Annotated in this window: 29 protein-coding genes; 1 reads left to right on the plus strand and 28 read right to left on the minus strand. The window is 52.2% G+C overall.

All coding sequences use genetic code 11. The features are described 5' to 3' along the window. Nucleotides 1–4 precede the first annotated feature (4 nt). The 15 genes from O9K67_RS15645 to O9K67_RS15715 all read right to left on the minus strand — a co-directional run bounded on the left by O9K67_RS15645 (nt 5) and on the right by O9K67_RS15715 (nt 12,844). Entirely contained in the window at nt 5–2,512 is a 2,508-nt protein-coding gene (locus O9K67_RS15645) for a phage tail tape measure protein (protein WP_061494763.1), read from the minus strand. Further along, nucleotides 2,493–2,801, minus strand: a complete 309-nt coding sequence (locus tag O9K67_RS15650) for a phage tail assembly protein T (protein WP_061494762.1) — start codon at nt 2,799–2,801, stop codon at nt 2,493–2,495. The genes O9K67_RS15645 and O9K67_RS15650 overlap by 20 nt, the downstream gene beginning before the upstream one ends. A gap of 8 nt (nt 2,802–2,809) precedes the next feature. After that, on the minus strand, nt 2,810–3,214 hold the full coding sequence (gene gpG / locus O9K67_RS15655; protein WP_061494761.1) for a phage tail assembly chaperone G: 405 nt from the start codon (nt 3,212–3,214) through the stop codon (nt 2,810–2,812). Between the two features lie 32 nt (nt 3,215–3,246). Continuing rightward, nucleotides 3,247–3,984: a phage tail protein gene (locus tag O9K67_RS15660; RefSeq protein WP_271044678.1), complete on the minus strand. Its 738-nt coding sequence runs from the start codon at nt 3,982–3,984 to the stop codon at nt 3,247–3,249. A gap of 7 nt (nt 3,985–3,991) precedes the next feature. Continuing rightward, a complete protein-coding gene (locus O9K67_RS15665) occupies nt 3,992–4,390 on the minus strand; it encodes a phage minor tail U family protein (protein WP_061494759.1) in 399 nt (132 codons plus the stop codon). Continuing rightward, nucleotides 4,387–4,938 carry a phage tail protein gene (locus O9K67_RS15670; RefSeq protein ID WP_061494758.1) on the minus strand — a complete coding sequence of 184 codons (552 nt, stop codon included), beginning with the start codon at nt 4,936–4,938 and terminating at the stop codon, nt 4,387–4,389. The genes O9K67_RS15665 and O9K67_RS15670 overlap by 4 nt, the downstream gene beginning before the upstream one ends. Nucleotides 4,939–4,946: 8 nt before the next feature. After that, a complete protein-coding gene (locus tag O9K67_RS15675; protein ID WP_061494757.1) occupies nt 4,947–5,219 on the minus strand; it encodes a hypothetical protein in 273 nt (90 codons plus the stop codon). Then, the gene (locus O9K67_RS15680; RefSeq protein ID WP_061494756.1) at nt 5,212–5,538 is read right to left on the minus strand and encodes a DUF2190 family protein; all 327 of its coding nucleotides are present in this window, start codon (nt 5,536–5,538) and stop codon (nt 5,212–5,214) included. The genes O9K67_RS15675 and O9K67_RS15680 overlap by 8 nt, the downstream gene beginning before the upstream one ends. Before the next feature lie 81 nt (nt 5,539–5,619). Then, a complete protein-coding gene (locus tag O9K67_RS15685; RefSeq protein ID WP_061499952.1) occupies nt 5,620–7,566 on the minus strand; it encodes a ClpP-like prohead protease/major capsid protein fusion protein in 1,947 nt (648 codons plus the stop codon). 13 nt (nt 7,567–7,579) lie between these two features. Next, entirely contained in the window at nt 7,580–9,091 is a 1,512-nt protein-coding gene (locus O9K67_RS15690) for a phage portal protein (RefSeq protein WP_061494755.1), read from the minus strand. After that, nucleotides 9,088–9,303, minus strand: coding sequence for a hypothetical protein (locus O9K67_RS15695; RefSeq protein WP_061494754.1), 216 nt, complete (start codon nt 9,301–9,303; stop codon nt 9,088–9,090). Before O9K67_RS15695 ends, O9K67_RS15690 begins: the two co-directional genes overlap by 4 nt. Then, entirely contained in the window at nt 9,300–11,408 is a 2,109-nt protein-coding gene (locus O9K67_RS15700; RefSeq protein WP_061494753.1) for a phage terminase large subunit family protein, read from the minus strand. The genes O9K67_RS15695 and O9K67_RS15700 overlap by 4 nt, the downstream gene beginning before the upstream one ends. After that, nucleotides 11,408–11,902 (minus strand): DUF1441 family protein, encoded by a 495-nt coding sequence (locus O9K67_RS15705; RefSeq protein ID WP_061494752.1) that lies wholly within the window; start codon nt 11,900–11,902, stop codon nt 11,408–11,410. Before O9K67_RS15705 ends, O9K67_RS15700 begins: the two co-directional genes overlap by 1 nt. Nucleotides 11,903–12,332: 430 nt before the next feature. Further along, nucleotides 12,333–12,515, minus strand: coding sequence for a hypothetical protein (locus tag O9K67_RS15710; protein ID WP_061494751.1), 183 nt, complete (start codon nt 12,513–12,515; stop codon nt 12,333–12,335). 56 nt (nt 12,516–12,571) lie between these two features. Then, nucleotides 12,572–12,844 carry a hypothetical protein gene (locus O9K67_RS15715; RefSeq protein WP_061494750.1) on the minus strand — a complete coding sequence of 91 codons (273 nt, stop codon included), beginning with the start codon at nt 12,842–12,844 and terminating at the stop codon, nt 12,572–12,574. A gap of 233 nt (nt 12,845–13,077) precedes the next feature. Here O9K67_RS15715 and O9K67_RS15720 point away from each other — a divergent pair, with 233 nt between their 5' ends. After that, nucleotides 13,078–13,305, plus strand: coding sequence for a hypothetical protein (locus O9K67_RS15720; protein WP_148654704.1), 228 nt, complete (start codon nt 13,078–13,080; stop codon nt 13,303–13,305). A 65-nt stretch (nt 13,306–13,370) separates the two neighbouring features. Here the strand turns inward: O9K67_RS15720 and O9K67_RS15725 are convergent, their stop codons facing one another. From O9K67_RS15725 to O9K67_RS15785, 13 genes are all read right to left on the minus strand, one after another. Next, nucleotides 13,371–13,841, minus strand: a complete 471-nt coding sequence (locus O9K67_RS15725) for a lysis protein (protein WP_061494749.1) — start codon at nt 13,839–13,841, stop codon at nt 13,371–13,373. Then, on the minus strand, nt 13,838–14,269 hold the full coding sequence (locus O9K67_RS15730) for a lysozyme (RefSeq protein WP_061494748.1): 432 nt from the start codon (nt 14,267–14,269) through the stop codon (nt 13,838–13,840). The genes O9K67_RS15725 and O9K67_RS15730 overlap by 4 nt, the downstream gene beginning before the upstream one ends. Further along, on the minus strand, nt 14,256–14,576 hold the full coding sequence (locus tag O9K67_RS15735) for a phage holin, lambda family (RefSeq protein WP_061494747.1): 321 nt from the start codon (nt 14,574–14,576) through the stop codon (nt 14,256–14,258). Before O9K67_RS15735 ends, O9K67_RS15730 begins: the two co-directional genes overlap by 14 nt. 140 nt (nt 14,577–14,716) lie before the next feature. Then, on the minus strand, nt 14,717–15,778 hold the full coding sequence (locus O9K67_RS15740) for a DNA-methyltransferase (protein WP_061494746.1): 1,062 nt from the start codon (nt 15,776–15,778) through the stop codon (nt 14,717–14,719). Nucleotides 15,779–15,927: 149 nt separating this feature from the next. Further along, nucleotides 15,928–16,119: a hypothetical protein gene (locus tag O9K67_RS24700; RefSeq protein ID WP_061494745.1), complete on the minus strand. Its 192-nt coding sequence runs from the start codon at nt 16,117–16,119 to the stop codon at nt 15,928–15,930. 223 nt (nt 16,120–16,342) lie between these two features. Then, nucleotides 16,343–16,963 (minus strand): hypothetical protein, encoded by a 621-nt coding sequence (locus O9K67_RS15745; protein WP_061494744.1) that lies wholly within the window; start codon nt 16,961–16,963, stop codon nt 16,343–16,345. A 13-nt stretch (nt 16,964–16,976) separates the two neighbouring features. Beyond that, entirely contained in the window at nt 16,977–17,972 is a 996-nt protein-coding gene (locus O9K67_RS15750; RefSeq protein ID WP_061494743.1) for a DUF968 domain-containing protein, read from the minus strand. Beyond that, on the minus strand, nt 17,957–18,325 hold the full coding sequence (locus tag O9K67_RS15755) for a RusA family crossover junction endodeoxyribonuclease (RefSeq protein ID WP_061494742.1): 369 nt from the start codon (nt 18,323–18,325) through the stop codon (nt 17,957–17,959). The genes O9K67_RS15750 and O9K67_RS15755 overlap by 16 nt, the downstream gene beginning before the upstream one ends. Continuing rightward, nucleotides 18,322–18,528: a hypothetical protein gene (locus O9K67_RS15760; protein WP_061494741.1), complete on the minus strand. Its 207-nt coding sequence runs from the start codon at nt 18,526–18,528 to the stop codon at nt 18,322–18,324. The genes O9K67_RS15755 and O9K67_RS15760 overlap by 4 nt, the downstream gene beginning before the upstream one ends. Nucleotides 18,529–19,741: 1,213 nt before the next feature. Then, entirely contained in the window at nt 19,742–20,497 is a 756-nt protein-coding gene (locus tag O9K67_RS15770) for a hypothetical protein (RefSeq protein WP_071890690.1), read from the minus strand. Between the two features lie 75 nt (nt 20,498–20,572). Beyond that, nucleotides 20,573–22,552 (minus strand): DNA cytosine methyltransferase, encoded by a 1,980-nt coding sequence (locus tag O9K67_RS15775; protein ID WP_061494739.1) that lies wholly within the window; start codon nt 22,550–22,552, stop codon nt 20,573–20,575. Beyond that, entirely contained in the window at nt 22,549–22,809 is a 261-nt protein-coding gene (locus O9K67_RS15780) for a hypothetical protein (RefSeq protein ID WP_148654703.1), read from the minus strand. The genes O9K67_RS15775 and O9K67_RS15780 overlap by 4 nt, the downstream gene beginning before the upstream one ends. Before the next feature lies 1 nt (nt 22,810). Then, nucleotides 22,811–23,155 (minus strand): hypothetical protein, encoded by a 345-nt coding sequence (locus O9K67_RS15785; RefSeq protein WP_061494737.1) that lies wholly within the window; start codon nt 23,153–23,155, stop codon nt 22,811–22,813.

Genomic DNA, 23,155 nt, shown 5'->3' on the forward strand with positions numbered 1-23,155 from the left:
CTGTTCACCTCCGGTTTTGTGCACTCCAGATAATCCCGCCCGGGCGGACTTCGCGCTGAATACCTTCGGTGACAGATTGTTCAATCACCTGTTGGTACGCCTTTCCGACCTGTTCACTGGAAGTATGTTGCTGGTTGGTATTATTTTGAGGAGCCGTGACAGATACCGGCGCGTAAACGCTCACTCCCGAGAGGAATGATGAGGGTGTAACAGATGAGGCATTTCCGACATAGCCCCCGCTCGCATAGCCGCGCATCAGGCGATAGAGGTTGCCAACACCAATCCGGCTTGTTGCTTCCTGGGTAAAGACAAACTCGCCGCGATGCACAATACCGGCAGGATCGTATTTCCCTCCCGGCCCGGTAAATCCGCCACCAGCGAAGCCCAGCATAGAGCCAAAGGCAGTGCCACTGAAAGTCGATTTAACCGTATTCAGGACCAGCATCTGACTGATCATCTGCGCAATCCCTTTCAGAAAAGTGGTGAGAAAATCTTTAAAGTTTGACTTCCCGGTTACCAGAAAATCAGCGAGCTGGGATGACATTCCGGTAAATGCACCCTGGGAGATCTGCTGAACCTGCGAATACACGTTCGTCGCATTATCTGCAAATTCTGCAAAACCTTTTTTAGCCCCGGCCTGCCAGTCACCACGCAATTTATCCTCTTCAGCGTAATAACTGCGCAGCGCAACCAGTTCTTTCTGGTAACCGGTATCAGTAAGCTTTCCGCCGGAATTCAGCCAGCCGCTTTCAAGCTGGGCAAAAGATGACTGTCGTGCTGCATCCCGATCACTCAGGACTGATGCACCTGTCAGCGCAGCCTGTTTCGCTGACATCTGCGTGACATATTTACTCGCGGTATCCATCCGCTTGTTCAGTTGTTCCTGCGCAACGATCTGATCGCCCAGTAATGCCTTTTGCTGCACCAGCGCCAGAACCTGATTTTTACTGGAAAGCAGAGACTGCTCCTGCTTCGTCAGTTTCCGCTTGCCTGCGGCATCTTCCAGCACGGTAAATTGCGCTTCAGTAGCCCACAGATCCTTACGCTGCTGGCTGATAACATCATTAATGCCCTGGTGCTGCTGCAATACTTTCAACTGAGCCTGAAGCGCCAGCAGTTCTGCCGTCGCTTTATCTTCTGCGCGGTCTCCGGCAGGAACAGTGCTGCGAGCGCCCTTCGGGTCTTTATATTTTTCATTCGCGGCGGCAATCAGCTTGTTATATTTGTCCTGAGTAATCAGTCCGTCGTGTAGTTGTCGCTGGTATTTTGCCTGTAAATCGTTGCGGATCTCCGCATTGGTCCTTGCAGATTTAAGGAAAGCGTCGGCTTCACTGTTGGCGGTGATCTGCTCCTGGTTAAACTTCACCGTTTCGGCATGAGTCTGCTGGATAAAGCCAGCCAGATTTTTCACGCTGTCAGCGATGTTCGCCCAGTTACTCTGCGTTTTCTGCGACTGGTTGTTCATCTGCTGGTTGATCGTGTCGAAGACGGCGGAACCCGTCCCCATCCGGAATTCGGGCAATTTCACGGATGTCGCATTATCCGCCACACGATCAGACCAGAACTTATAGGACTGAATCTTCGCGATCAGTTGTTCCCAGACACTACTGAGATCATCAAGACCGGATTTTGCCGAGTCGCTGAACTGTTTCTGACTGTCACTGAGCCGGTCAATAATCAGTTTTGTGGCGCCGGCTTCATCGCCAAGTTCCACCATATGCTTTACCTGTTCATAAAGGGCCAGGTTTGCAAAGTTGTACTGACTGTTGATATCGATGAACGCTTTAAGCGGATCTTTCGGTATTTTCCCCAGCTGATTGACCAGATCTTCAACGCTCTGCCCTGTATTTTTCGAGAGCGTGAGTGCCACCTGGCTGACCTGCTGGATTTGCCCAATCGTCAGCCCCAGTCCGGTTGCCTGTGCCACAGCCTCTGCGGCAGCCGATTTTCCTGCATCAGTGTTTTTTGCGATAACAGCTGACAAGCGGGAAAGGCTGTCACTTGTCTGGCCGCTGATATTCCCGGTTCTGGCCAGCGACTGATTGAATGCGGTTGCCTGCTGTTCGCCGCGGTAAAAATCCAGCGCCAGCAACGCCGCCCCGGCGGTCAGCCCTCCCAGTGCCAGAGTTGTCGGAGTGATAAGACCAAGCAGTATCCGGATGTAATCACCAAGCCCGGTAAGTGCCCCCTTCACGCCACCAAAGGAGTCTTTGATCTGCCCACCCTGCTGCAAAAGAATGAGAAAAGGCGACTGTCCGCCAGCGAGCTGCGTTGCAATGTCGGTGAATTGCGCCGGTAGCATCTGCATTGCGTTTCTGTATTGTCCAACTGATATTCCAGCCTTCCTGGCTGAAATTTCCTGCCGGCTGAAAGCCTGTTGTACCTGCAACGCAGCATCATTAGCCGCTTCTCCCGCCCCCTGTAACTGGCGACGGGCAAATGCGACCTGTTCAGTGAATTTTGCGTTGTCGATATCCAGACTGACAACAAGATCACCGACTGGCTGGACCATAGCGGGTTCCTCCGGGAATACCTTCAGCAAGATGCATGATCATCTCATCATCCTGGTCGGGTGTGGTTTTTTCGGGGTTAAGAAGGCTGAAATCAGCAGGCGTCATGCCATGGTCTTTACACATCATGTCAATAACCAGATGGTTCAGCCGTGCAAAGTGGTTATCGATGAGATCGCAGGAAAAATACTGTTCCCGGTAAAATACGCCCCACTCCGCCAGTTCACTCGAAGACATTGCAGACAGCATCGCGCGCCAGTTGGGTTTGCCAAACTCGCGCGCCAGCTTCATCACGAAGTTCAGCTCACTGGTGTAGACTTTTCCGGGCTTTGCGGCACCTCTTCTTCAGCCTCGTCCTCTTCTCCCTGCTCAGGCGGCAGCATGGCGGAAAGCTCTTTCACTTTACGGGAGCCAGCGCCAATGGCCGTTACAGGCCACGTGGAAAGAACCTGCTGCTGCAGTTCTTCCACCGTCGGGCCTTTGATATCTGCCTGCCACAGGGACTGCCCGACAAGCCGGGCTCCGATACGCAGCTCTACGGCGGTCATCACCTGCATCCGTGTGGCATCATCCGCATCTTCCGGGATTTCTTTCAGTAAGCTGGCGGTGTAAGCGAGATATTCCAGGCGCTGAAGCGCCGACAGTTCAGACAGCACAATTTTTTCGCCATTGTGCTCAAATTCATCAGTTTTCAGGAAAGACATAGTGACTCCGGGAAGGGGCCGGGGCCCCGTATTCAGGAAACAGTGATTTCAAGCTGGGCAATAAACTGACCATCATTGGTCATAACAATAATTTCCGCCGTTCCGGCGGCAACGCCCTTATAGCTCAGCGTGGTGCCGTCAGCCGTAACCGTGGCAATGCCAGGTTTTGACGACGCGAAACGGAAGGCTTTGTCGGTGGCTCCTGCCGGATTGATCGTAACGACTGCTGTGCCGGTATCGCCGATACCGATAGCATCGCTGGTTTTGTCCAGCGTGACGCCGGTGACGGCGACAATGGGGTCCCCCTGCTCTTCCGCCAGCGTCGGTTTGCCGACATTCGTGATTTTCAGCGTGCGCGTAATCACTTCCGCGGTTGGAATGGCTTTACCCAGGCTGCTTACCCAGCCGCGGAACACATCGACAGCACCGTTCGGGTATTTGATTTTGTATGCGCGATTGGAGCCATCGTTAAACCACGCCACAAGATCTTTCTGACCACTTTCACCCGGTTTCCATGCCAGTGTTAAACTGGTATCTCCTGCCGATTTGGTGCCCTGAGCCGGTGCGGTCCAGTCGGCATCTTCATCGTCAAGATAGGTGTCATCGTACGATTCAGCTGTCATATCGCCCGGCGTCAGCTCTTTGAGCTTCGCGAGGCGGGTCCAGTCAATATCCAGTACCGGGTTTGCGTAGGGATCACCGATGCCGGTATAGATCCACAGCGTCGTGCCGGCACCTTTCACCGGTTGAACAGGCGATTTCGCCATAATACTGTCCTCACATTTGGTAAGTGATTGAATACTTCAGATCGGCAGATCCCCACGTGGTCGCTTCATCATCCCGCTGGTAGTCATAGCCGGAGGGCGAAAGCGTTTCGACCAGACTGTCGAGTGCCACAATATTCTTCATGACGGGATAAATCTTTTCCTCAACCCATGCATCAAGGGCCGAATCGGTTTCCGTCGCTTTAAGGAAAACCTCAATATGAAGAACAGCGCTCCACATGTCCTCGTCGAGACTGTCTTCGGTGCATTCCGCATCAGTCAGATAAACAGCGACAGCTGGCAAATCATCTGGCGAAAGGAAAGCGGGTCGACCGTCAAACCAGATGGTTTTACTGGCGATATTATTCTCAAGTGCGGCAAGAACCGCTGCGCGAATGTGCGTATGGATCATTTTAAAATGAGTCTCAGTTGATTTTTGAGCGCGGCGGATAGCTCACCGGGAAGGTCAGTTGCCCGCAGGGAATGGATCTCTTTATTGAACGCATCCGTTAATGGGGCGGCCAGAGGAATACTCACCACTTCAACCGGGTAACGACTTTTCGAGGTACGGCGCAGCACGTGCCACCGCCCGTTAGAGAGTTGCTGTATAAATGCCCCGGGGAATGAAAACCGGCCAATACGCAGGACACTGCTTGCTCCCTTCACATCCCGCTTTCTGCGTGACAGCTTCACACTCGCGATACCCAGCTTAATGGCGGGCAGGTTCCCCCTGTTGATACGGATTGTCGCGACAGGCTTGCGTGGGGACGCCTTTTTTATTCTGGCGCGCTGATTAACCAGCTTTCGGGGCACTCTTGTCGATGCCGCGACCGTTTTTGAACTGCGGGATATTGCGCGGGCTGCAATACGGTTAACAGCCTGAGCCGACGCGCGGGGAACAGCAGTTTTACTGATACTTTCCAGATTGCGCATCGCCTGTTCGAGACCTTTTATCGACATGACACCTCCTACTCAATGAAGATGCGGGGTTTACCGTTAAACATGTCGTGCCGGGTTACGATGAAATCCTCTCCCTGGTATTCCACGGCATCATTACGCTTCGGTGTATAGGGCGAAAACACCACCAGCGATACGCCGTTCCCCTGTAGCGGCCCCAGATCTTCCGGAAATTCTGCCGGGACGACACTGAATGGCACGCCGTTGATGATGGCAACTTTCCCCATCACCGCGACGGTTGCCGCATCCATGCGGCTGACCATGTTGTCGAAGGGATTAGACATTGATTTTTACTTCAATGACGGTTTCCGCGGCACCTGCATCTTCCCAGGCAACACCCGCCGCAACGGCATCAGCCGATGCCAGTTGCACACTGCCATTTTTCAGGTAAACGTGGGTGCCCGCCGTAATAGCGTCGGCGGCCAGCTTCGGGAGCAAGAAAACGCCCTCAGTAAAGCCATCGCCTGTTTCACCCGGCTGAATATTGCCGATCGCAACGGCGACAACCGAACCGACAACCACTGGCGCACCGCTGAGAATTTCGTCCTGCCCGCTGTTGGCCAGCATGATGGTCTTGCCATCCTGAACATAATTTTTAGCCACAAAGCACTCCTTTCAGCCCGCTGCCGGGCTGAATTTCAGATATAAAAAAAGCCCTTACGGGCGGAAGATTTAGCCGGAAAATTACTCTCCGCTGGATTTGACCAGACCGCGGTAATCCAGTGGCGCCACGCCCGCATCAATACGGACTTTGGTTGCAATACCGTCCGTGGTGAAACCCTCCTGCTGATCGATGTAGGGCGTATCAACCCCGTTCAGATAGGCCACTTCGATAGTGTCAGTACCCTGCGCGGCGGTGAGATACCAGGCTTTTGCATCCGCATCATCCAGGCGTGCTTCTGCAATGACTTCTGCAAAGTTCTGGATGGGGTTGATAATGCCGGCGTTAACGTCTGCACCTTTAACACTTGCCGACCTGATGGTCTGGTTCGCCGTTGTTTCGAGCCCCACGGGCACCAGCATAAACGCCGGGCGGATGTTCAGGGAGCGTTCACCCTCTTTCTGCAGGCGCATGAGTTTGCGCGCATTATCGAGACTGGTAACGGAAATGGCCCCCTGAGCAAGGTTCCGGTGATCTGCATGGAAAATGGCCTTGCCGTCAGAAAGTTTCACGTTCCTGGTGAGTACTGCATACACCAGATCACCAATTGTCCCTTTGGCAGCACGACCCATCTTCATTGGCACATCCGTTAACTGATTCAGGTCGTCGTTGATAATGGCCTGGCGGGTTACAGAAAAAATCTCACCATAGGTTGCCAGTGCGATAGTTTCACCCTTATCCCCCGTGGTGACATATTTGTATTCCGCACCTTCGCGTACCTGGCGCAGCGACGGGAAACCACCCATACCAACACGATGCGCCGTTTTGAAGTCAGACAACTGCCCTTTTTTGGTCCAGCGCTGGAACGTCTCTTCGGCCTCGTCCCAGCCCTGCAGCAGTGCTTTGTTAGCGACATCCAGCAGGATCGTGCCGAAATCGGACGTGCTGTGCGTCAGTGCCAGACCGACCATCTGCATCGGGTTATAGCTGGAGACGCCCACGCCACGCTCGGTCAGCGACATGCGTGCATATTCGCGCAGGGTCATGCCGTTATAGACGTTATCACGCTCAGCCTGCTCAAACCCGGCACGCGCCATCAACGCCTGGCGGATACCGTCGCGGGAGAAATTACCATTTCCGGCGTAGATATGCGCTGGCGTATTTTTGTTCGACGGCGTGGAGTTTTTCCCCAGTTCAGCCAGCAGCAAATCTTTTGCCTGCGCAACGGAGCATTCCGGGTCAGCAACGCATTGTGCCTGCAGTTCCTGATGCTTGCCGCCAAACATCGCGAAGAGATCGCCGATGCCATTCACACGTGCTTTCTGCTCGGCCAGCACCTGCGCACGGATCGCCGTTTCGTCTGCGCCGGACGGAGTCTGAGCCGCCGGGGCCTGTGGTGCAGGGTTTTGCGGTTCACGCTGGGTGCTGTTGCGCGGCGGCGTGATCATGTTACGAATGCTGTTCGGCATCTTTTCGAATTCCTCAATACGTTTGGAATGGATACAGGCCATTGCCTGCAGGGAAGGTGTGACCTGATCGGCAAAACCCAGGGCAAGGCATTCGGCGCCATCCATCCAGGTTTCGTCTTCCAGCAGAGCGGCGATCTCTTCAGCGGTTTTTCCGGTTTTCTGCGCATAAGCCGGGATAAGCACGGATTCGACCTTATCCAGCAGGTCGGCGTAATCGCGCATATCATTGGCGTCACCGCCTGCGAATCCCCATGGCTTGTGGATCATCATCATTGTGTTTTCCGGCATGATGACCGGATTACCCACCATCGCGATCACCGACGCCATCGACGCGGCCAGACCGTCAATGTGAACAGTAATCGCGGCGCCATGGTGTTTGAGTGCATTAAAAATGGCGATGCCATCAAAGACATCGCCACCCGGAGAGTTAATGTGAAGGTTAATGTGAGTGATATCGCCCAGCGCCTTCAAATCATTGACGAACTGCCTGGCGGTCACACCCCAGTAGCCAATTTCGTCGTAAATAAAAATATCGGCTTCACTGTTTTCGCTGGCCTGCATACGAAACCAGGAATTACCTTTTGCGCTGGCTTTCGGACGGCGGCGCGCCCGGCTCTTTGACTTCGGCACTGGTGCCTCCTTTATCATTGGAAGGGTCTGTATCAAACACCAGCCCCAGTTCTCTGTTTTCGTCGATTTCAGATTTGCGACGGGCTTTTACATCGTCCGGGTTACGGCCGCTGGCGCGCACCCAGTCGGATTCTGTGGCCGCACCGCCCCGGATCTGCGTTTTCCAGGCGTTGGCCTCTTTTACCGGGTCAATCCAGGGCATCACTGGCCCGGAATAAACCGCACTGTAGAGCGTGTCCATGTCCACGCCGCGTGGCACGGTGATTTCTCCGGACGCCACTGCCATTTTCAGCCAGGCGCGGTACATGGGGCGGGTGACTGCGCCAATAAACCAGTTCTGGAGAATAAGATAGCCATCGGTGGACTCCACCAGCTCCTGCCGTTGCGCACTGTAGGTGCCGTTATAGTTTCTGGCCGTACTGGAAAAACTCAGCCGTGTACCGGCAGCAACGGCGCGGAGCTGCCCGTTGCGAAACGTCTCAAGGTTGGGATTCGGTCGGTCAGATTTAATCATTCCGATTTCTTCGCCAGGTTGCAGATCGTCATACAACATGCCTGGCTGGATCATCAGTTCGCGGTCGCTGTCTTTACTGCCCGGAGTCCCTGCATCTTCGTAGCTCTGCCCGTCCCCTTTTTTGATATACATCCCCAGCGCAGCGGCAATACGGGCAGCGGTAAGTTCTGAATCCTCATACTCTTTCAGTGCGCTGAGTCGCATCAGAACACCAGAGAGCAATGAGTTGCCGCGTGTCTGGTGCAGCCGACGCGTATATTTCAGATGCAGCATATTTTCGGCATCGACGGTTTTGGTAGTGAGCTGCCGCCCGCTAACCGGCAGGCTTTTATAGACCAGATATCCTTTGGGGCGCCCCCAGTCGTCCAGGTATACGCCCTGACTGAGTTTCTGCGATTCGTCGTCTGTCATTGGCACGAAATCGGCTTCCAGCGCCTCCAGCCAGAATGGGATCCGTGCAGACGGTACCAGCCCGTTCCCCGTTCCGCTGACTATCTGCGCAAATACCTCGCCATCACGAAGCCAGCTGCGCAGCATCAGACGTTCCAGCATGGGGCGGGTAAACTGGCCGGTCACCTCAGGTCTGACGGACCACTCAGCAAACTTAGTGCGTATATCCACCACCAGCTTTTTTGCGATGGTTCCATTTTTCATTCGCGGGTGAGGCTCAACAACTATTCCGTTGGCCCCCACCACCCGCTCTTCGAGCTTGTCGAATATTCCGATAACCAGATCGTTATTACTGTCCAGCCAGCGCGCCTGCTCCCGCAGAGATACCGCGCCCATCTGGCTGAGCTGGTTAGCGGAACGATTTTCCCGTCGCCCCTTATGCGTTCGGGAGGGCTTAGCCGCTTCGTAAGCCTGTATGACCGCCCTCGACCGAAGCCGGGACGCTTTCCACGCCGGAGAAAACAGGCCGATTGCATCGTCAAGGATGGTCATCCAAACCTCGCCAGTCTGTAGCCCGGTCTGCCCCGGCGTTGGTTGTTAAGCGCAGCCAGGCGACGCTCCCACTCCTGCCGTCCCTTGCGGATTTCGGCGAGGTTTTCAAAGGTCATCTGCTGCCCGTTAAAGGTGATGGACTTACCGCCCAGCACCGCCATTTCGGCGTCGGTGTAACGCTGTATCATGGCTTCGATATCGCTCTGTTTCACACCCAGCCTCCTGACGTAGCCCACGGGTTTGCTTCAGTTTCAGATTGCGGCTTTTTCCGCCGGCTTTTCACTACCGGCACGGGTTGCACAGGCGGCGGGGATGGCGCTTCGCCAGTTTCCGGCGGCGCGTCCTCCAGCCACGTTTCCCGCCGTGCCCAGTCTGGTGCATCCGGCCATTTAATCTTCTCGTAGCCGTGAAGGATCGCCAGCGCATCAGCGTAGACCAGCAGGTCGAACGCTTCGTTTGCGCCACGTCCGGGCTTGCTCCATTTACCATCGCCGGAACGCTCCTCGTATGTCAGTTCGTCGTAAAACCAGGTCCCCAGCCATGCCGGGAAATGCACATAACCGGGGCCGGGTGATTCGCGCCACAGGGCATTATTCACCCTGTCTTTAAAGGCATCAGTCTGAAGCAGATAAAGCGGTACATCGCCGGTGGCTTTAGCCCGTCGCGCGGTTCTTCCGGTGTTATCAGGGTAAGTGCGGGTGATAAGTTTGCCGCGGCGCTGACTGTCGCCTTTGAACAGAAACACCCGTTTACCCAGGCCTTCCCGGCGGCATTTGCGCCAGAACTTATACGCATTGTCGGTAACGCCATCCTCGCCGCCGGAATCGACCGCCATCGCCATAAGCCGCATGCGTTTTGACGGATCACTCGCTAAGGCCCATGACTTTTCAAACACATCAGACAGGAGTAAATCCCAGTCTTCAGGATAACTGGCCGGATCAATCGGCAAACTTTCACCTTCTGTATTCATGCGCAGCGACTGACGGATGTTGTACCTGTCAACCAGCCATCTTTCCCCCTGCTCACCATAGCCAGTAATCTGGACAACGAAGCGCCGGTTTTTCCCCCCCTGCACATCGACAGTTGCCACAAGAAAAGCCACCACTTCCGGTACTGAACGTTTGGGTACGTCCTCGGCGCGCTGCTCGAGCAGTTCGCTTTTGCGCTGTTCCATACTGGCTCGGGGAAGATAAGGCCTTCCGAAGTCGGTGTTGATCACCGTCTTAAGCGTTTCCTCGCTCTGCGTTGCCTCGTATTCCTGTTCAGCGGTCAGGAATTTGTAGATCATCTGCGCCCAGGTCTGGTAAGCGGCAGCTGGCCCCTCCATCCAGAATGACGCGATACGCGAGCGACGCGGCTCACCGTATCTTCGCCCGCCGCTATCAATTTTTTCCCCGTCCCGCAGCCAGACATGGCCGATATTCAGCTCACGCTTCATATCTGCCGTGATTTTTCCTTTACATGACGGGCACTGTAGATAAGCAGACTCACTTGCCAGAACGGGATCGGGCGTGTCTCTGTAGCCGGTCATATTGGCAATTTCTGGCTGGAAATATTCGCGGCAGTGTGGACACTGCCAGTAAAGGCGACGCCGATCTCCACGGTTAAAAAGCGAGAGAATGCCGGTAGTGGGTGGCGCTTCATGCGCCGAAGAAGGCCGCCATTTCGTATCACGAATATCACGGCCCGGTGAGCTTTCGACCAGGGTCATGCCGCTGGACATAAACGTTGTCGTACGCTTTGAACCGAGTGAGAAAGCGTCCCCTTCCCCGTCAATATCTTCGGGAAATCGGTCATAATCGGTCAGTGCCACACTTTTATAATCAGACGACGACATGATGTTGACCGATGGCCAGCCGAGCTTGAGGTAATTGCCGGCCCGGAATGTCCGGTCGTGGACGTTATTGTCATTGCGGCGCGGACTCAGCCGCGATTTAACGTCAGGACTGCACCGGAATGTCCGGTCGAGGCGCTTTTTGGAGTGCTCCCGCGCTTTCTCCTCCGATACCTGAATAACGAGCATGTCAGCCGGATCGCAGACAATGTTGTAGACAATCCAGCCATCAATAAGGCCGATGGTTTTCCCCGTTCGCGCAGGACCGACGAACACCACGGCGTCATATTCTCTGGAGGCCAGGCAATTCATCGGTTCAATAATATAAGGAGCAAGATTTGGATCCCATGGAACGGAGTTACCCGCTCCCATTGGTACGCGCATATATTTACTGACCGCATCGGCCACCAGCATACGGCGCGGGGCACGTAAAATGCCGGAGACATCACGGCGGAGCCCCCTGGCAGATGCCCGTTTCGCCATCACTCCTCCTCTGTCTGTTCGTCCTCCTCTGGTTCAGCGTCCATTACTTTTTGTGCAACCTGATCGCGCAGGTCATCGATCACGCTCTGGACGCGCGAAACCGCCGCAGGCGTCAGCGCGCAGTCGCGTTCAAGAATGTCCGGGAGGGTTTCCAGCACCATAACCACGGCTTTGGCCATCAGCGAAAATTCACGAGCAACATCTTCTGCCGGGATAAGCTGCTTCGTGTCGACCTCATATTTCAGCCGTTCGTTTTCTGCCTTCCAGTGTGCAAGGCGATCAGCCGGCGTCATATCGTCAAGGCTTGCAGTGGAAACGGTGGGGATCATCAATTCGCACAGAATGTCTGTAACGAGATACAGCTTCAGTTTGCTGTTACTGCCTGCTGCCGGACTGACATTTTTCAGTCTGGCTGCAACCGTCTGGCGGTGTACGCCCGTCATCCCTGCCAGCTGGTTAATGTTAAGTTTTAAGGCCGCGATTTCCTGGTCCATGATGGTGAACACTTTTTGAACGTTTCGACATCATTGAAAAATCGGTCGCTGAAAAATCAATGACCTGCATACATGATGATGATGACTATGAAATACGAAAACCAGCCGATTCCCGCGAATCCGCCGCCCCGTGGCCAGCGACCCCGCCAGGAGGACCCATTTAAATGATAATGATTATCATCAACATCAAAGAGAGACCACGGGCAAACGCTGATACGGCGACAGAAGCAAGCAGGGGTTGAGGAATACGGGCCACCATCGATAGTAACTTGCATCCTACTTTCCTTTTAGATGTGAGCCTGTTGCATGGGACAGCCGCCCGAGAAAACAGCGTTCCCCAGGCTCACGATTGAAAGACTCTCGATTGTTTAGCGCATGCGAAGCGCAATAAAAAAGGCCGCCGTAACGACCTTAGTTTTAGATATGAGTGTTACTGAGGATCGGTAATAAACTGCGGTATGCTGGAATCTATCGTCGTGTCACTAATAAAGCTGCCTGTCAGGTCAGGAACCTTAACTGTGCGTCCACCGCTCCATTCTTCGTAATGGAAGGGAACCTCAGTTAATTTTCCATCAATGATGACCTGCATCATGGTTGTTTCGTCTCTGTTCATAGCGCCGCCTTAAAAAGCCACCAGCGGAAGCCAGTGGCTTTAATGGAATAAATAATTCAATTTAGCTTTATTTTATTTTCATATAAGAAGCTGAAAATAACATCGTATTTCTCAGTATATATCCCGGCAATGTTATCTAAATGCTCATGATTATTACTTTTTGCATGATAACCGATAATGTAATCACGGATATATTGAGGTTCAACTAACTTCTCATTTGATAAAATTAACTTATAAATCGATTTATAAAATCGCTCCTCATCCGAAGGGTGATGAGTGTCCCACGTACTAACTTTTAACCACGAATCCAACGGCGACAGATCAGGCATGCTTTATCCCCTTTGTTATCACTATCAGGAATCAAACATTAAACTGATTTTGTCCGTATAAAAAGCATTATCACAGGCACTCAGTGAATGCCTGCTGTAATGCTTTTGCTAAGCATCAATCCCTCTCTTTGATCATTTTGTGCTCTTGACGAATTCGTCAGCATTTTCAATTAGTTACAAATGGTGTATTACAGTATTGAGTACTAATGCTCATATGATGCCCAGGAGGATTTATGTCACCATCAGAATTTCAACTCTATTCCGCTATGGCTGGCCTTTTAGGATCGTTGCTTTCAGCGTTTTCAACGTTCGGTTATGAACCATCACCGCTAGCAGAATGTTGTGATGTTGCTCAAATGGAAACCGTTAATAAAAAAAATAGGATCAGGAAATATGGACAGGTAGTTGGTCTTTTTTTGATAGCCTTAAGCTTCCTGCTGCAAGTAATTTCTTTGTGTTAATTCAGTTGATTGGCAAGGATGCCTTCTCCGTTATTGCATATATTAAATTAGCACTCTTGAAGCTCTTACTTTAGACACTGCTCACGCACATACACCTGCAGCCCCGTCAGTTGTTTGGTGACGGTTTCGATTCGCTCTCTAAGGGTGAAATAATCCCGTTCAGCGGCGTCAGTAAGTCGGGGGCTAGTTGCATCATCCATGCCGGGGGCGCTGGCCGTTCCATTCGCTGGACATTTGGCGTTGACGCGCAACCCGCACTTACCAGAGCTAACGCAACGCTGCAGATCATCAAGCTGCTTTTTCGCATAAGCTAACTCCTTCGTATATTTCTCATCAAGTGCAGCAACATCGCGCTGGCGCACCTTCATGTCATCAATGGTGGTGTTCGCCAGTTTCAGATCGCTGGTTGCTTTATCGCGCTGCTCTTTGTAGGTGATGGCGTTGTCGCGGTAATGATTAACGAAGAGTGCCAGGACGCCAATCAGCGCAATCGCCAACAACCGAAGCCAGTAGCGCTTTAAGAGCGACGTAATCACGACAGGAACAGAGCACGCTCTGCCTCACGGCGACGGGACAGACCAGCCAGCACCTGACCGCCTGCTTTGTTCCAGCGCGGGAATTCATCGGCGGCGCTGCGGTAGTCACCGGCGTTAAGCTTTTTAACCAGAGTCGAGGTTTTCAGGTTGCTGACACCAAGGTTAAAAGTGAATGCCACCAGCGCATCAAACTGTTTCTGATTGAGTGCAACAGTCACGGCGTTTTGTACCCCGACTTCAGCAACTACCAGATCGGCACGAAGTAGTGCATCGGCCTGTTTTTCACTGATAGGTTTCGGATAGCTTTCGTTGGGAAGAATTAAGTGCCCGTAGCCGATAGTCCACTTACCTACGGCATCTTTGTATTTCTCTAACCTGAGCCCCTCAAAGGATTTGACCAGGCTTATACCATTTTCACTGGTTCGCATCGTCCACTCCTGCTTTTCTGGCGGCAAATCGTTTGATAAACCCGCCAATGAAATCTGTCCCTACGTAGCCAATAAAGACGCTGGCGATATACGAAAGGTTTTTTGCCATGCCGAAGAAGTCCAGCAGGTCACGTGCGAACCAGGCGATCATCGCGCACATGGTGGCATCGATAAGCGTTTTCATAATCGGGCCGCCGTTATAGCGCCCCCGCAGATACGCCATAGCAAACGCCAGCATTGCGCCGATACCCTGCTCTTTAGCAGCCAGTAGAGCAGCAATGAAATCTTGTTTGTAAGGCATTTTCATAGTCTCTTACCTCGCTATTTGCGGAGGCTGTGTGCGTGAAAAGGTTCAGGCCTTCGGGCTGCATTTAACGAAGGGCCATCTGATAGTGATTCCCGAGGCCTGAATATGGAAAAACCCGCAGATGCGGGTTCATATTTTGGTTATTTAGCTTCCGTGCCTGACTGCTCTGAAATTTCCGCAACAGTCTGCTCAAATCGAGCCGTTTCCAGTTCGACACCAATAGCGCGCCGCCCTAATGCCACAGCTTCTTTTATCGTTGAACCGGATCCCATGAAGAAATCAGCAACCAAATCACCGGGCCTGCTACTGGCGCTAATAATCTGCCGCAGCATATCGGCTGGTTTTTCACATGGGTGTTTCCCTGGGTAAAACTGCACAGGTTTATGCATCCAGACGTCGGTGTAGGGCACTGCTGCTGTTACAGCAAAATAACGCCGGAGCACTTTGTACTCCTCCAGTAATTCGACATATTTACGATTCAATGAATGGTATGTCGCCACCAGCTGGTGATGTGGTTGGATAAGTTCGCTCCCCTGGTGCTTGTCGTACGCGATGCGGTCGAACAAATCCTGCAATTTCTGATAATCGGCTTCCCCCGGCAAATGCCACTGACTGGAACCAAACCAGTGCGAAACCATATTTTTCTTTCCCGTAGCGTCTGCAATTTCTTTCGATGTCACACCGAGAGAAGCGCGGGCGTGCTGGAAATACTCGATCAAGGGAGCCATCAGGCTTTGTTTAATTTCAGCGCCTTTCCTTTCGTAGCCATCATCTTTTGGGCGATATGGCCCGAGGTAATGCTCAGCGAAAAGTATTCGCTCGGTCGCCGGAAAATAAGAACGCAGGCTTTCTTTGTGACAACCATTCCACCTGCCGGACGGTTTCGCCCAGATAATATGGTTCAGTAAGTTAAAGCGCGTCTTCAACATCACTTCCGTTTCAGCGGCAAGCCGGTGTCCGCAAAACAAATAGATGCTTCCGGCAGGCTTAAGCACTCGCCAGAATTGCGCCAGGCAACTGTCTAACCACTTAAGATAATCCTCGTCCCCTCTCCACTGATTGTCCCAACCATTCGGCTTGACCCTGAAGTACGGTGGATCCGTAACAATCAGGTCAACAGAGTTATCAGGAAGAGTTTGAACAAAGCGCAAACAATCATCGTTGATTAAATGAGCACTGGATATTTTTACAGTATTTTTCATAGATCAGTAAGCGGTACTCTGATAGGCTCACTATGCTTTTGCGCTAAAGCAGTGGGCCCTGGTTCGCTTGTGACCTCAAACATGAGCGAATGGCTGGCCGGGTGCTACAACACCCACCAGCCGCCCATTTTCACAGCAAGAAACCTCCTTCACTGGAGGCGTTTATAACATCCGAATTGATAATGCGATAACCCCGCCATAACCAACTGAGTCAGTATCAGCTGGCAGCGTTCGTGTGAAATGTGCACTTTTGCCGCGACATCCCCGGCTGTTGCCGGAGAGAATGTCAGCGCGTTCAAAACAGCCTTCGCCGTTTCTGTCATATCGCTATGATTTAGCATGTCTTTTACCCTTTCCGATGACGTGACACACAGATAACTCTGGTCCGCTACGCCAGCAAGAAGTAAATATGCCAAACATAAAAAAACCCCGCAGAGGCGAGGTTTCGGAATTTTGTGATTGCTTTTAGTCGCTGCCATCGCGGCGCAGCTCTGCCAAGCATGACGTAATTAACCATTTTTATGGCCCGTTTTCAATAATGGGCCAAATTAATAGCACTTTAAGCTAAAAATAAGCTCCATCATCAAGCGCACGGCGCGCGGAAAGAAACACTTTTGCCCTGAAAATTTCGAGGCACCAGCGAACCCGTTTTCGGGCCTCTCCGACTGTCAGCCATGGTGCAACTGATTGTAAATCTTTGGTTATGTCAGAAATTTTATTTCTGGTGGTATAGAACTGCATGCCGACCATAAAGACAGGATCGTCTGACTTAAACGTTTTAAGCATCACCCCTTCGATAAAGTCTGCATCATCGCGGCGTTCTGATTCAGCAATCATTTCGCTAACGCTCACTGGCCCCCATAGCAGTGTTTTGGCCCGCACAGTTGCTTGCGCTCCTCTGAACCCCTCCTTGTGCGCCTGCGTCAGCGCATCGGTGATTCGTGAAAGCTGTTTGTCTGACCATCCTGACTCTTTGACCTCTCCCCAAAGACGACGGCTGTTTGCCAGTCGGTATTCCGCTCTTGTTTTACCCCCGACACATTCGCCCCATATAGTTAGAAGCGATTTTATCCACGCCCCCTGAATATTGGTTAATGGGGTGAATTTCCCCAGATAACTTTTACGGGGAGCAACGGCTACGATTCCAAGACTCTGGTAATGCTGACGGCGTTGGCGCGGTGTCATAATTTGTTCTCCTTTACGCCAGAACGCCGAGCGCAAGTGCCCGGTCCAGCAGTTTGATAATCAGCTCAGGCTGTGTGCCGTATTTTTGTTCAAATGCCGCAACGGTCCCGTTGTGTAACTCATTGTGATGCGCTCTGCAAAGCGGGATCACGAACAAGTCATGCGCCTTTGTACCCATTCCACCCTGTCCGTGGCCAATCAGGTGGTGAGGGTCGTCTGCCGGGTTGTTGCAGCACATGCATTGCTGCGCCTTAACCCAGCGGGTGTACTTATCATTAACCCAGCGGTGCCGCTTCGGTCTCAACATGAAGGATTCCGGCGTCTCCGGATCGATGCGTAGCGCCAGCACCTGCTTAGCCGCTTCCTGGACAATTTCACGGGGTGTAGGCATGCCCGGAACCAGATCCGATTCGCGGTAAACGTGCTTAACCCCCTCCTTTGGTATGCGGAGGACCTGCCGAGCAGCATCATCTGGCAGGGTGTTTGCCAGGCCGTTGCGCGCCAGCCAGAAGCAGAATTCCGGTAGCGTCAGCGAGTGATAATTATCAAAGCCCAACTCCCGACGTGCGGTAGCGATGATATAAGTGGCGGCGTTTGCACGGGCGATGCCTGCCAGTTGTTCAGTGCTGTGGTCGCGCAACTTGTTATCGCAGTGCCAGCACAAACGGATCGCTCCGGGCTGGTGGCGCATAGTTGTCATGTTCTCATCGTGCCAGGTTTCATGCGGCCACTGGCACCCGTTTTCATCAGTGAGCCAGCTTTCAAGCCCGTTAATGCCACCAGCGCGGCGGAGAACAGCCTCGTTTTCAAAGATGTCCTGTAGTTCCGGCTCTTCCGCCAGTGGCTGGTCTGCAGGTGGCAGTTCGCCGGTCGGCATGTCTGCCAGTCGATCAGGTTCGTTCTCCAGCAGCATGCGGCCCCGGCGGAAATGTGCCAGAAGGCTCGCACCAGGCCGGAATATAACGAGGCCAAGCTCAGATACGACAATGGGATTCAGAAGGGCGCGCACAATACATCCTCCCTGATAATCACTTGCCCTACTTCACCCCACAGCTTTGTGACACGCGAATCCCAGACATGGGAATCGTCTTCAAACAAAGCATCTAGGAGAGCCTTTTCAAGGTTGTCTTTATCTGGCTTGGACTTATGTGGTTTCCCATTCATCTCTGCACGCTTTTTTTTGCTCCAGCTTTGCGGCATCGGAAGGATGAAAGTTATATGTGAACCAGACTCCGGCAGAATCACACCACGCGCCCTAACTTCGTCACAAAACGCACGGTAGCGAAGTACCTCAGGCCGCTTTTTCCATTTATCAGACCTGGTCATTCGGGGTTTTCCCATTGGGGTTATGGCGTAAATCATGCTTCACCCCACAGCTTTGACTGAAAGGTATGGTCCACCCGCGGAGGATTTTTACTTTCGGGAAGTAACACGCTTACCGTCCAGGACAGATAATCCTGGGACAAAGCTTTTGCGGCTTGCACGTTTCTGGCTTTGTACTGGGCTATGAGCTCGTTAGCCTGATACTCGGTCAGGTCATGATGATGGAACCAGCCTTTTTTCATGCTGCCTCCCGGTTGAGACAGCAAAAAGCACTGGCGCTGAAAAACGTCAGTATGATGATGGGATAATAATCTGGAAGTGTCTGCGCCAAGGTGTCCTCCTGGGCGCAGCAGGTTGCCAGTTATTCAGGCTGGCTAAGACAATATATCAGAAATGGGAGAAACCCGGTAACCCGCACGCTCAAGCATCTGGGTGAAAAGCGTTGGTGTGCCTACAATCTCATCGGGAAGTACCTTGCTGAAACTCAGCTTATCCCCGTTCCGGTATAACAGAGCCCGTCCCGAATCAGGCATTTCGAATGAGTACACCACAACGCGATCATCGCGTCTGACAATGTCATAACTCGTCAATGACAATGTAGCCTCAGTTCCCACTACTCCCCCTTAGCGCATGAAACGCGACGTTCGTAACCATGAGTCAAGCCTTCTAATGCGGCCGAATCCACATCCTGGAATGCGGCAATCATTCTATTCATAGGTGGTGTTTTTTGCTTACAAATACTGTTTGCATATACAGTATTTTAATGTCTGGAGATATGCAACAAGAATTAACTAAATGAAATCCTTAACTATTTACTTAACTGTCATTTGACTACCACTTAAAATATTTAACAATGCATTTTATAGGGCAAGCCTTTGTTTTTAATAGGAACACTGGAGCGCTTGTAGGTTGGTACTTTTTCGTGGAAATAGATAAGTTTCAGTTAGTTAACTGTCAGTTATTGACGACTAACAATTTTGATTGATCAATTTTCACTTTATCGATCGGTAATATCGATCATGTACTAAATACATAATCTTGAGGTGATTACATCGGCTGGCTGAATTAACGTAACAAGCCGATATTAAGTAACACTGTCTTATGACAGGTCGTGTCAGTTAATGTGGCCCCCCCATGGGCTATGCACATCTCTGACAGATAGGCTTGTACCAACACTTCGACGAACGGCGCTAAACAACACCACCAGTACAGGTTGTCGGCTTATCTTTTGCGTATCTTGCATCTGCATAGTTCCGGGCAATGTTCTACCTTTATTATTGCGGAGAAAGCACGGCACAGAATTTATATTTTTAAATGCAGAAATCGGTGGTTTCGATGTCGTCGGGGTGGGGCTCTAAGGAATACTGTTAAGCTCTAATTGCGCCATGATGTTACCATCAGGCGCAGAAGATAGTATCGGAAATCTTAAAGCCTCCCCTCTGAGAATTAAGTTTTTTAATTTGCTTTATCCAGGAAAGAATTCACCATTTCCTTACTGAGCACCAGTTCCGCCTGCAATCGATCATTAACTTCGTACAGTGCGTAATTTGTAAAATGCTTATGATATCCATATTGGATTAGAAAATCCCTGAATGACTCCTTTGTCATATCTGGGAAAGCATTATATCTGAATGGTGTAGAGTCCCAAATATAGCCATGTTTGTCAAAGATAATATCACTTACCTTTCCATCCAAAAAATATGAAAAGATAAACTTCATTTTATCAGTTAATACGATATTATTAAACGTTGAAACACTTTTGTAAATCCCCCCGTCTATGCTATCTAATGAAAGAGGGCTTTCCACATCACACATTATTACCTTACCTGACATTGTGACAATTGAAAAGTAAAGCACATCATCAAACCCGATTTTAACTGGCACATGTCCACGATAAAGCCTGCTGTACTTTGGAACATCAATTAACTTGGTGTCATATCCTTTTAAAACCAATGGCTCCTCAAACTTAACCAACTGAAAACCGCCTTGGTTTCCTATTTCAAGCTTAATTGAAGATATAGCCAACGAGTTATCTCGCTTATTTGAAACAACAAGACTCCCTATATGTGCGTCATATAGTTTACTCTGAGAAATCATGAATGAGACACATACTTTTTTTGAGATCTTTTGATAACCAAAATAGATCGTAAACCCGGTAGCAATTACGGTAAGTAACTTTATATCAAAAATTGAATATGCCAATGCAAGCATATCTAAGACCTTGTGATTCAACATTTCATACTCACTAATTAATCAAGGAAACTCCCCTACAATGAGGGGAGTATATCAGGCGGCAAACTCATGTAGAGAACACATTGCTGGTAAATTCGCTCGCACCAATGCCTCGGCAAATGGCGGCGGAACGGCGTTACCACAGCGGGCGACCTGTTTATCCTTCGCGTAGGTCGTGCCGGTATAATCCCGATCGATGATGTACCATTCAGGGAAGCCTTGGGCGCGGTACAACTCCGCTGGTTGCAGCATGCGCATCCCGATATCAACGATTCGATATACCACGCCGTCGATCGTTACCAGCCCGTCGCATTCCGGTCCGCAATACTGCCGCAGGAACGCCAGCACCTGCTGCGCCCGCTCTTCGCTGTAATCCCCGGATGTCAGCAGCGTTTCGACTTCCCCAACATGCAGGCCACCAGCGGTGATTGTTGGCATCGGTTGATCAGTTTGCTGCCCGTCCCGGCAAGTTCCGCGTAGCTTCACCAGATGCGATGAAACCAGCGCGTGATGATCCGTGGTGGTAACCGTGTGTGCTGGTTCATCAAGGGCAACGCCCGGCCCGGTGTAATTGCCGCCGTAATTCTTCGCGAGGAACGCGCTCACCGTCGCGAATTTATTGCCACCGGCGGTGACAGTACCCAACGGGTTATTCAGTTGCAGCACGCGCGGTTCTTGCCCGTGTCTCTCGCCGTAACCCATCTGGATCAGCGTCGGGGTAACCAGTTGAGATTTACCGCCTCCACCCGCTGTAATAGTCGCGCTGGGTTCGTCAGCCCGGTGGCCGACGCTTGCCCCGAACTGCCTGGCGATCACCGGGGCGACTACACAGGAGCGGGATTCTTTCAGGATGGTGTGTGCTGGTTTATCAAGCGGCCTCGGCTTCGCCTGGTATTCGCTGCCGCCGTTCCCGGCCAGAAATGGTGCCAGCTCAGCATGCACCATGCCCAGCGCATGACCATTCCCGCCCGGGCGCGATGACGTGCCCGCGGTGACTGTCGGAACCGGTTCAGTAACTTCCTGCCCGGTGGCGCCAGTGCGAAACTTTGTCAGATGCGGTACAGCGACGGCATATCCATGGGTTTTCGTAATGGTCTGTAGAGGTTCATTAAGCGGTTGGCCACGGAAGCAGTCATAATGCGATTTCGTGCTGGTGTGGTTGCACTTCACGATAAACGGCGACGGGCTGTCGATAACAAACCGCTGGATGCCGCGCGCGATGCGCTTAAGCGTGTTTTCCGCCAGTGGCTTCTTGCGGTCAAAAATCGACGGGCACGGGATAGACCAGTCGATACATTCCGCCGCCGTTCGCCACGGCTTCAACGCGCCGGCCTGCACTGCTGGTGATTTCGGATCGCCGTGGGTTTGTTCCGGCCAGGTGATCGGCTTGCCGTCGCAGCGCATAACCATAAAAAAGCGTTTGCGGATTGTCGGCGCACCGTAATCGCATGCGCGTAGCTCCCGATGATCCACCGCATAGCCAAGCCCGGCCACCAGCTGCGCCGCCAGCGCGCTTTCGGGTTCAATATTCAAAAACTCGCAGCATTCGACCAGCGCCGGGTGATCGGCGGCGATGCCGGTACTCAGCATGCCGACAAACGCCGCGAACGTTTCACCGATGCGCGACGGGTCAGGGCGCATTTCCGCCGCCAGCAGTGGCCCCCAGGTGCGAAACTCTTCGACATTCTCCAGCATCATTACGCGCGGTCGCACAGAAAGCGCCCAGCGAATGACAATCCATGCCAGACCGCGAATCGCTTTTTCAACCGGCTTTGCGCCCTTCGCTTTAGAGAAGTGGCGGCAGTCTGGCGAAAACCACGCCAGCCCAACCGGGCGGCCAGCGGTCGCAGTAGGCGGATCAATATCAAACACGCTTTCGCAATAGTGCAGTGTCGCCGGGTGATTAGTGGTATGCATCGCCACCGCGTTCGGGTCATGGTTAATTGCGATATCCACACAGCGGCCTGTAGCAAGTTCAATCCCGGTAGACGCCCCGCCGCCACCGGCAAAATTATCAACGATGATTTCTTTCACGCGTATTTCTCCATCGCGCTGGCCAGTGAGCGGGCAGCGTCCACGATTGCCGGTACCGGCATTTTTTCGAGCCACATGCGATTGATGTGATGTTTCAGGCGGTTCTGGTGGTGCGCAGGCAGATCACCGGCGCTTTCGATCTGTGAATAAACAAGGCCCACCTCTGCGGGCCATACGGTTTCGACTACATCCACCAGCAGCAGACTTTCCAGCTCAATGATGCGGCGATATGCGTACTCGAGTAATGCGTCACTCATATCAGTCATTCCAGCAGTCAATTTCGCTTTCTATCTCTTCGTCGATTTCGTCGTTTGTGGCGTCTTCGTTGAGATAATCCAGGGCCTCTTTGCGGTACTGCTCGCGGCGCTCGTTATACCAGGCTGCAAATTCCGGTGACCAGCCGTAAACGTACCCGCAAAAATCAACACGCGCGTTATCTTCCGCCATGCGGTCAACCATGCAATCGGCAGTCGTCAACGCTGCGTCACGGATGTAACCGCGCAGATCTTGCTTGTGCCAGACCGCACTTATTTTCGAATCGCACATATCGCGGAAGCGAATTTCCCAGCGGCGAATGCACCGGGCTTTAAGTGTTTTGCTCAT

It is taken from the genome of Kosakonia oryzendophytica, assembly GCF_027886705.1.
GTDB lineage: Bacteria > Pseudomonadota > Gammaproteobacteria > Enterobacterales > Enterobacteriaceae > Kosakonia > Kosakonia oryzendophytica.

Excerpts from the sequence above, each read along its gene's own strand:
- O9K67_RS15675 (WP_061494757.1), bottom strand. The coding sequence starts at position 5,219 with ATGTCTAATCCCTTCGACAACATGGTCAGCCGCATGGATGCGGCAACC.
- O9K67_RS15645 (WP_061494763.1), bottom strand. The coding sequence starts at position 2,512 with ATGGTCCAGCCAGTCGGTGATCTTGTTGTCAGTCTGGATATCGACAAC.
- O9K67_RS15735 (WP_061494747.1), bottom strand. The coding sequence starts at position 14,576 with ATGAAAATGCCTTACAAACAAGATTTCATTGCTGCTCTACTGGCTGCT.
- O9K67_RS15690 (WP_061494755.1), bottom strand. The coding sequence starts at position 9,091 with ATGACCATCCTTGACGATGCAATCGGCCTGTTTTCTCCGGCGTGGAAA.
- O9K67_RS15755 (WP_061494742.1), bottom strand. The coding sequence starts at position 18,325 with ATGATTTACGCCATAACCCCAATGGGAAAACCCCGAATGACCAGGTCT.
- O9K67_RS15770 (WP_071890690.1), bottom strand. The coding sequence starts at position 20,497 with ATGCTTGCATTGGCATATTCAATTTTTGATATAAAGTTACTTACCGTA.
- O9K67_RS15730 (WP_061494748.1), bottom strand. The coding sequence starts at position 14,269 with ATGCGAACCAGTGAAAATGGTATAAGCCTGGTCAAATCCTTTGAGGGG.
- O9K67_RS15745 (WP_061494744.1), bottom strand. The coding sequence starts at position 16,963 with ATGACACCGCGCCAACGCCGTCAGCATTACCAGAGTCTTGGAATCGTA.
- O9K67_RS15670 (WP_061494758.1), bottom strand. The coding sequence starts at position 4,938 with ATGTCGATAAAAGGTCTCGAACAGGCGATGCGCAATCTGGAAAGTATC.
- O9K67_RS15715 (WP_061494750.1), bottom strand. The coding sequence starts at position 12,844 with ATGCCTGATCTGTCGCCGTTGGATTCGTGGTTAAAAGTTAGTACGTGG.
- O9K67_RS15780 (WP_148654703.1), bottom strand. The coding sequence starts at position 22,809 with ATGAGTGACGCATTACTCGAGTACGCATATCGCCGCATCATTGAGCTG.
- O9K67_RS15665 (WP_061494759.1), bottom strand. The coding sequence starts at position 4,390 with ATGATCCATACGCACATTCGCGCAGCGGTTCTTGCCGCACTTGAGAAT.
- O9K67_RS15740 (WP_061494746.1), bottom strand. The coding sequence starts at position 15,778 with ATGAAAAATACTGTAAAAATATCCAGTGCTCATTTAATCAACGATGAT.
- gpG (WP_061494761.1), bottom strand. The coding sequence starts at position 3,214 with ATGTCTTTCCTGAAAACTGATGAATTTGAGCACAATGGCGAAAAAATT.
- O9K67_RS15760 (WP_061494741.1), bottom strand. The coding sequence starts at position 18,528 with ATGAAAAAAGGCTGGTTCCATCATCATGACCTGACCGAGTATCAGGCT.
- O9K67_RS15685 (WP_061499952.1), bottom strand. The coding sequence starts at position 7,566 with ATGCAGGCCAGCGAAAACAGTGAAGCCGATATTTTTATTTACGACGAA.
- O9K67_RS24700 (WP_061494745.1), bottom strand. The coding sequence starts at position 16,119 with ATGCTAAATCATAGCGATATGACAGAAACGGCGAAGGCTGTTTTGAAC.
- O9K67_RS15785 (WP_061494737.1), bottom strand. The coding sequence starts at position 23,155 with ATGAGCAAAACACTTAAAGCCCGGTGCATTCGCCGCTGGGAAATTCGC.
- O9K67_RS15705 (WP_061494752.1), bottom strand. The coding sequence starts at position 11,902 with ATGGACCAGGAAATCGCGGCCTTAAAACTTAACATTAACCAGCTGGCA.
- O9K67_RS15650 (WP_061494762.1), bottom strand. The coding sequence starts at position 2,801 with ATGAAGCTGGCGCGCGAGTTTGGCAAACCCAACTGGCGCGCGATGCTG.
- O9K67_RS15710 (WP_061494751.1), bottom strand. The coding sequence starts at position 12,515 with ATGAACAGAGACGAAACAACCATGATGCAGGTCATCATTGATGGAAAA.
- O9K67_RS15700 (WP_061494753.1), bottom strand. The coding sequence starts at position 11,408 with ATGGCGAAACGGGCATCTGCCAGGGGGCTCCGCCGTGATGTCTCCGGC.
- O9K67_RS15720 (WP_148654704.1), top strand. The coding sequence starts at position 13,078 with ATGTCACCATCAGAATTTCAACTCTATTCCGCTATGGCTGGCCTTTTA.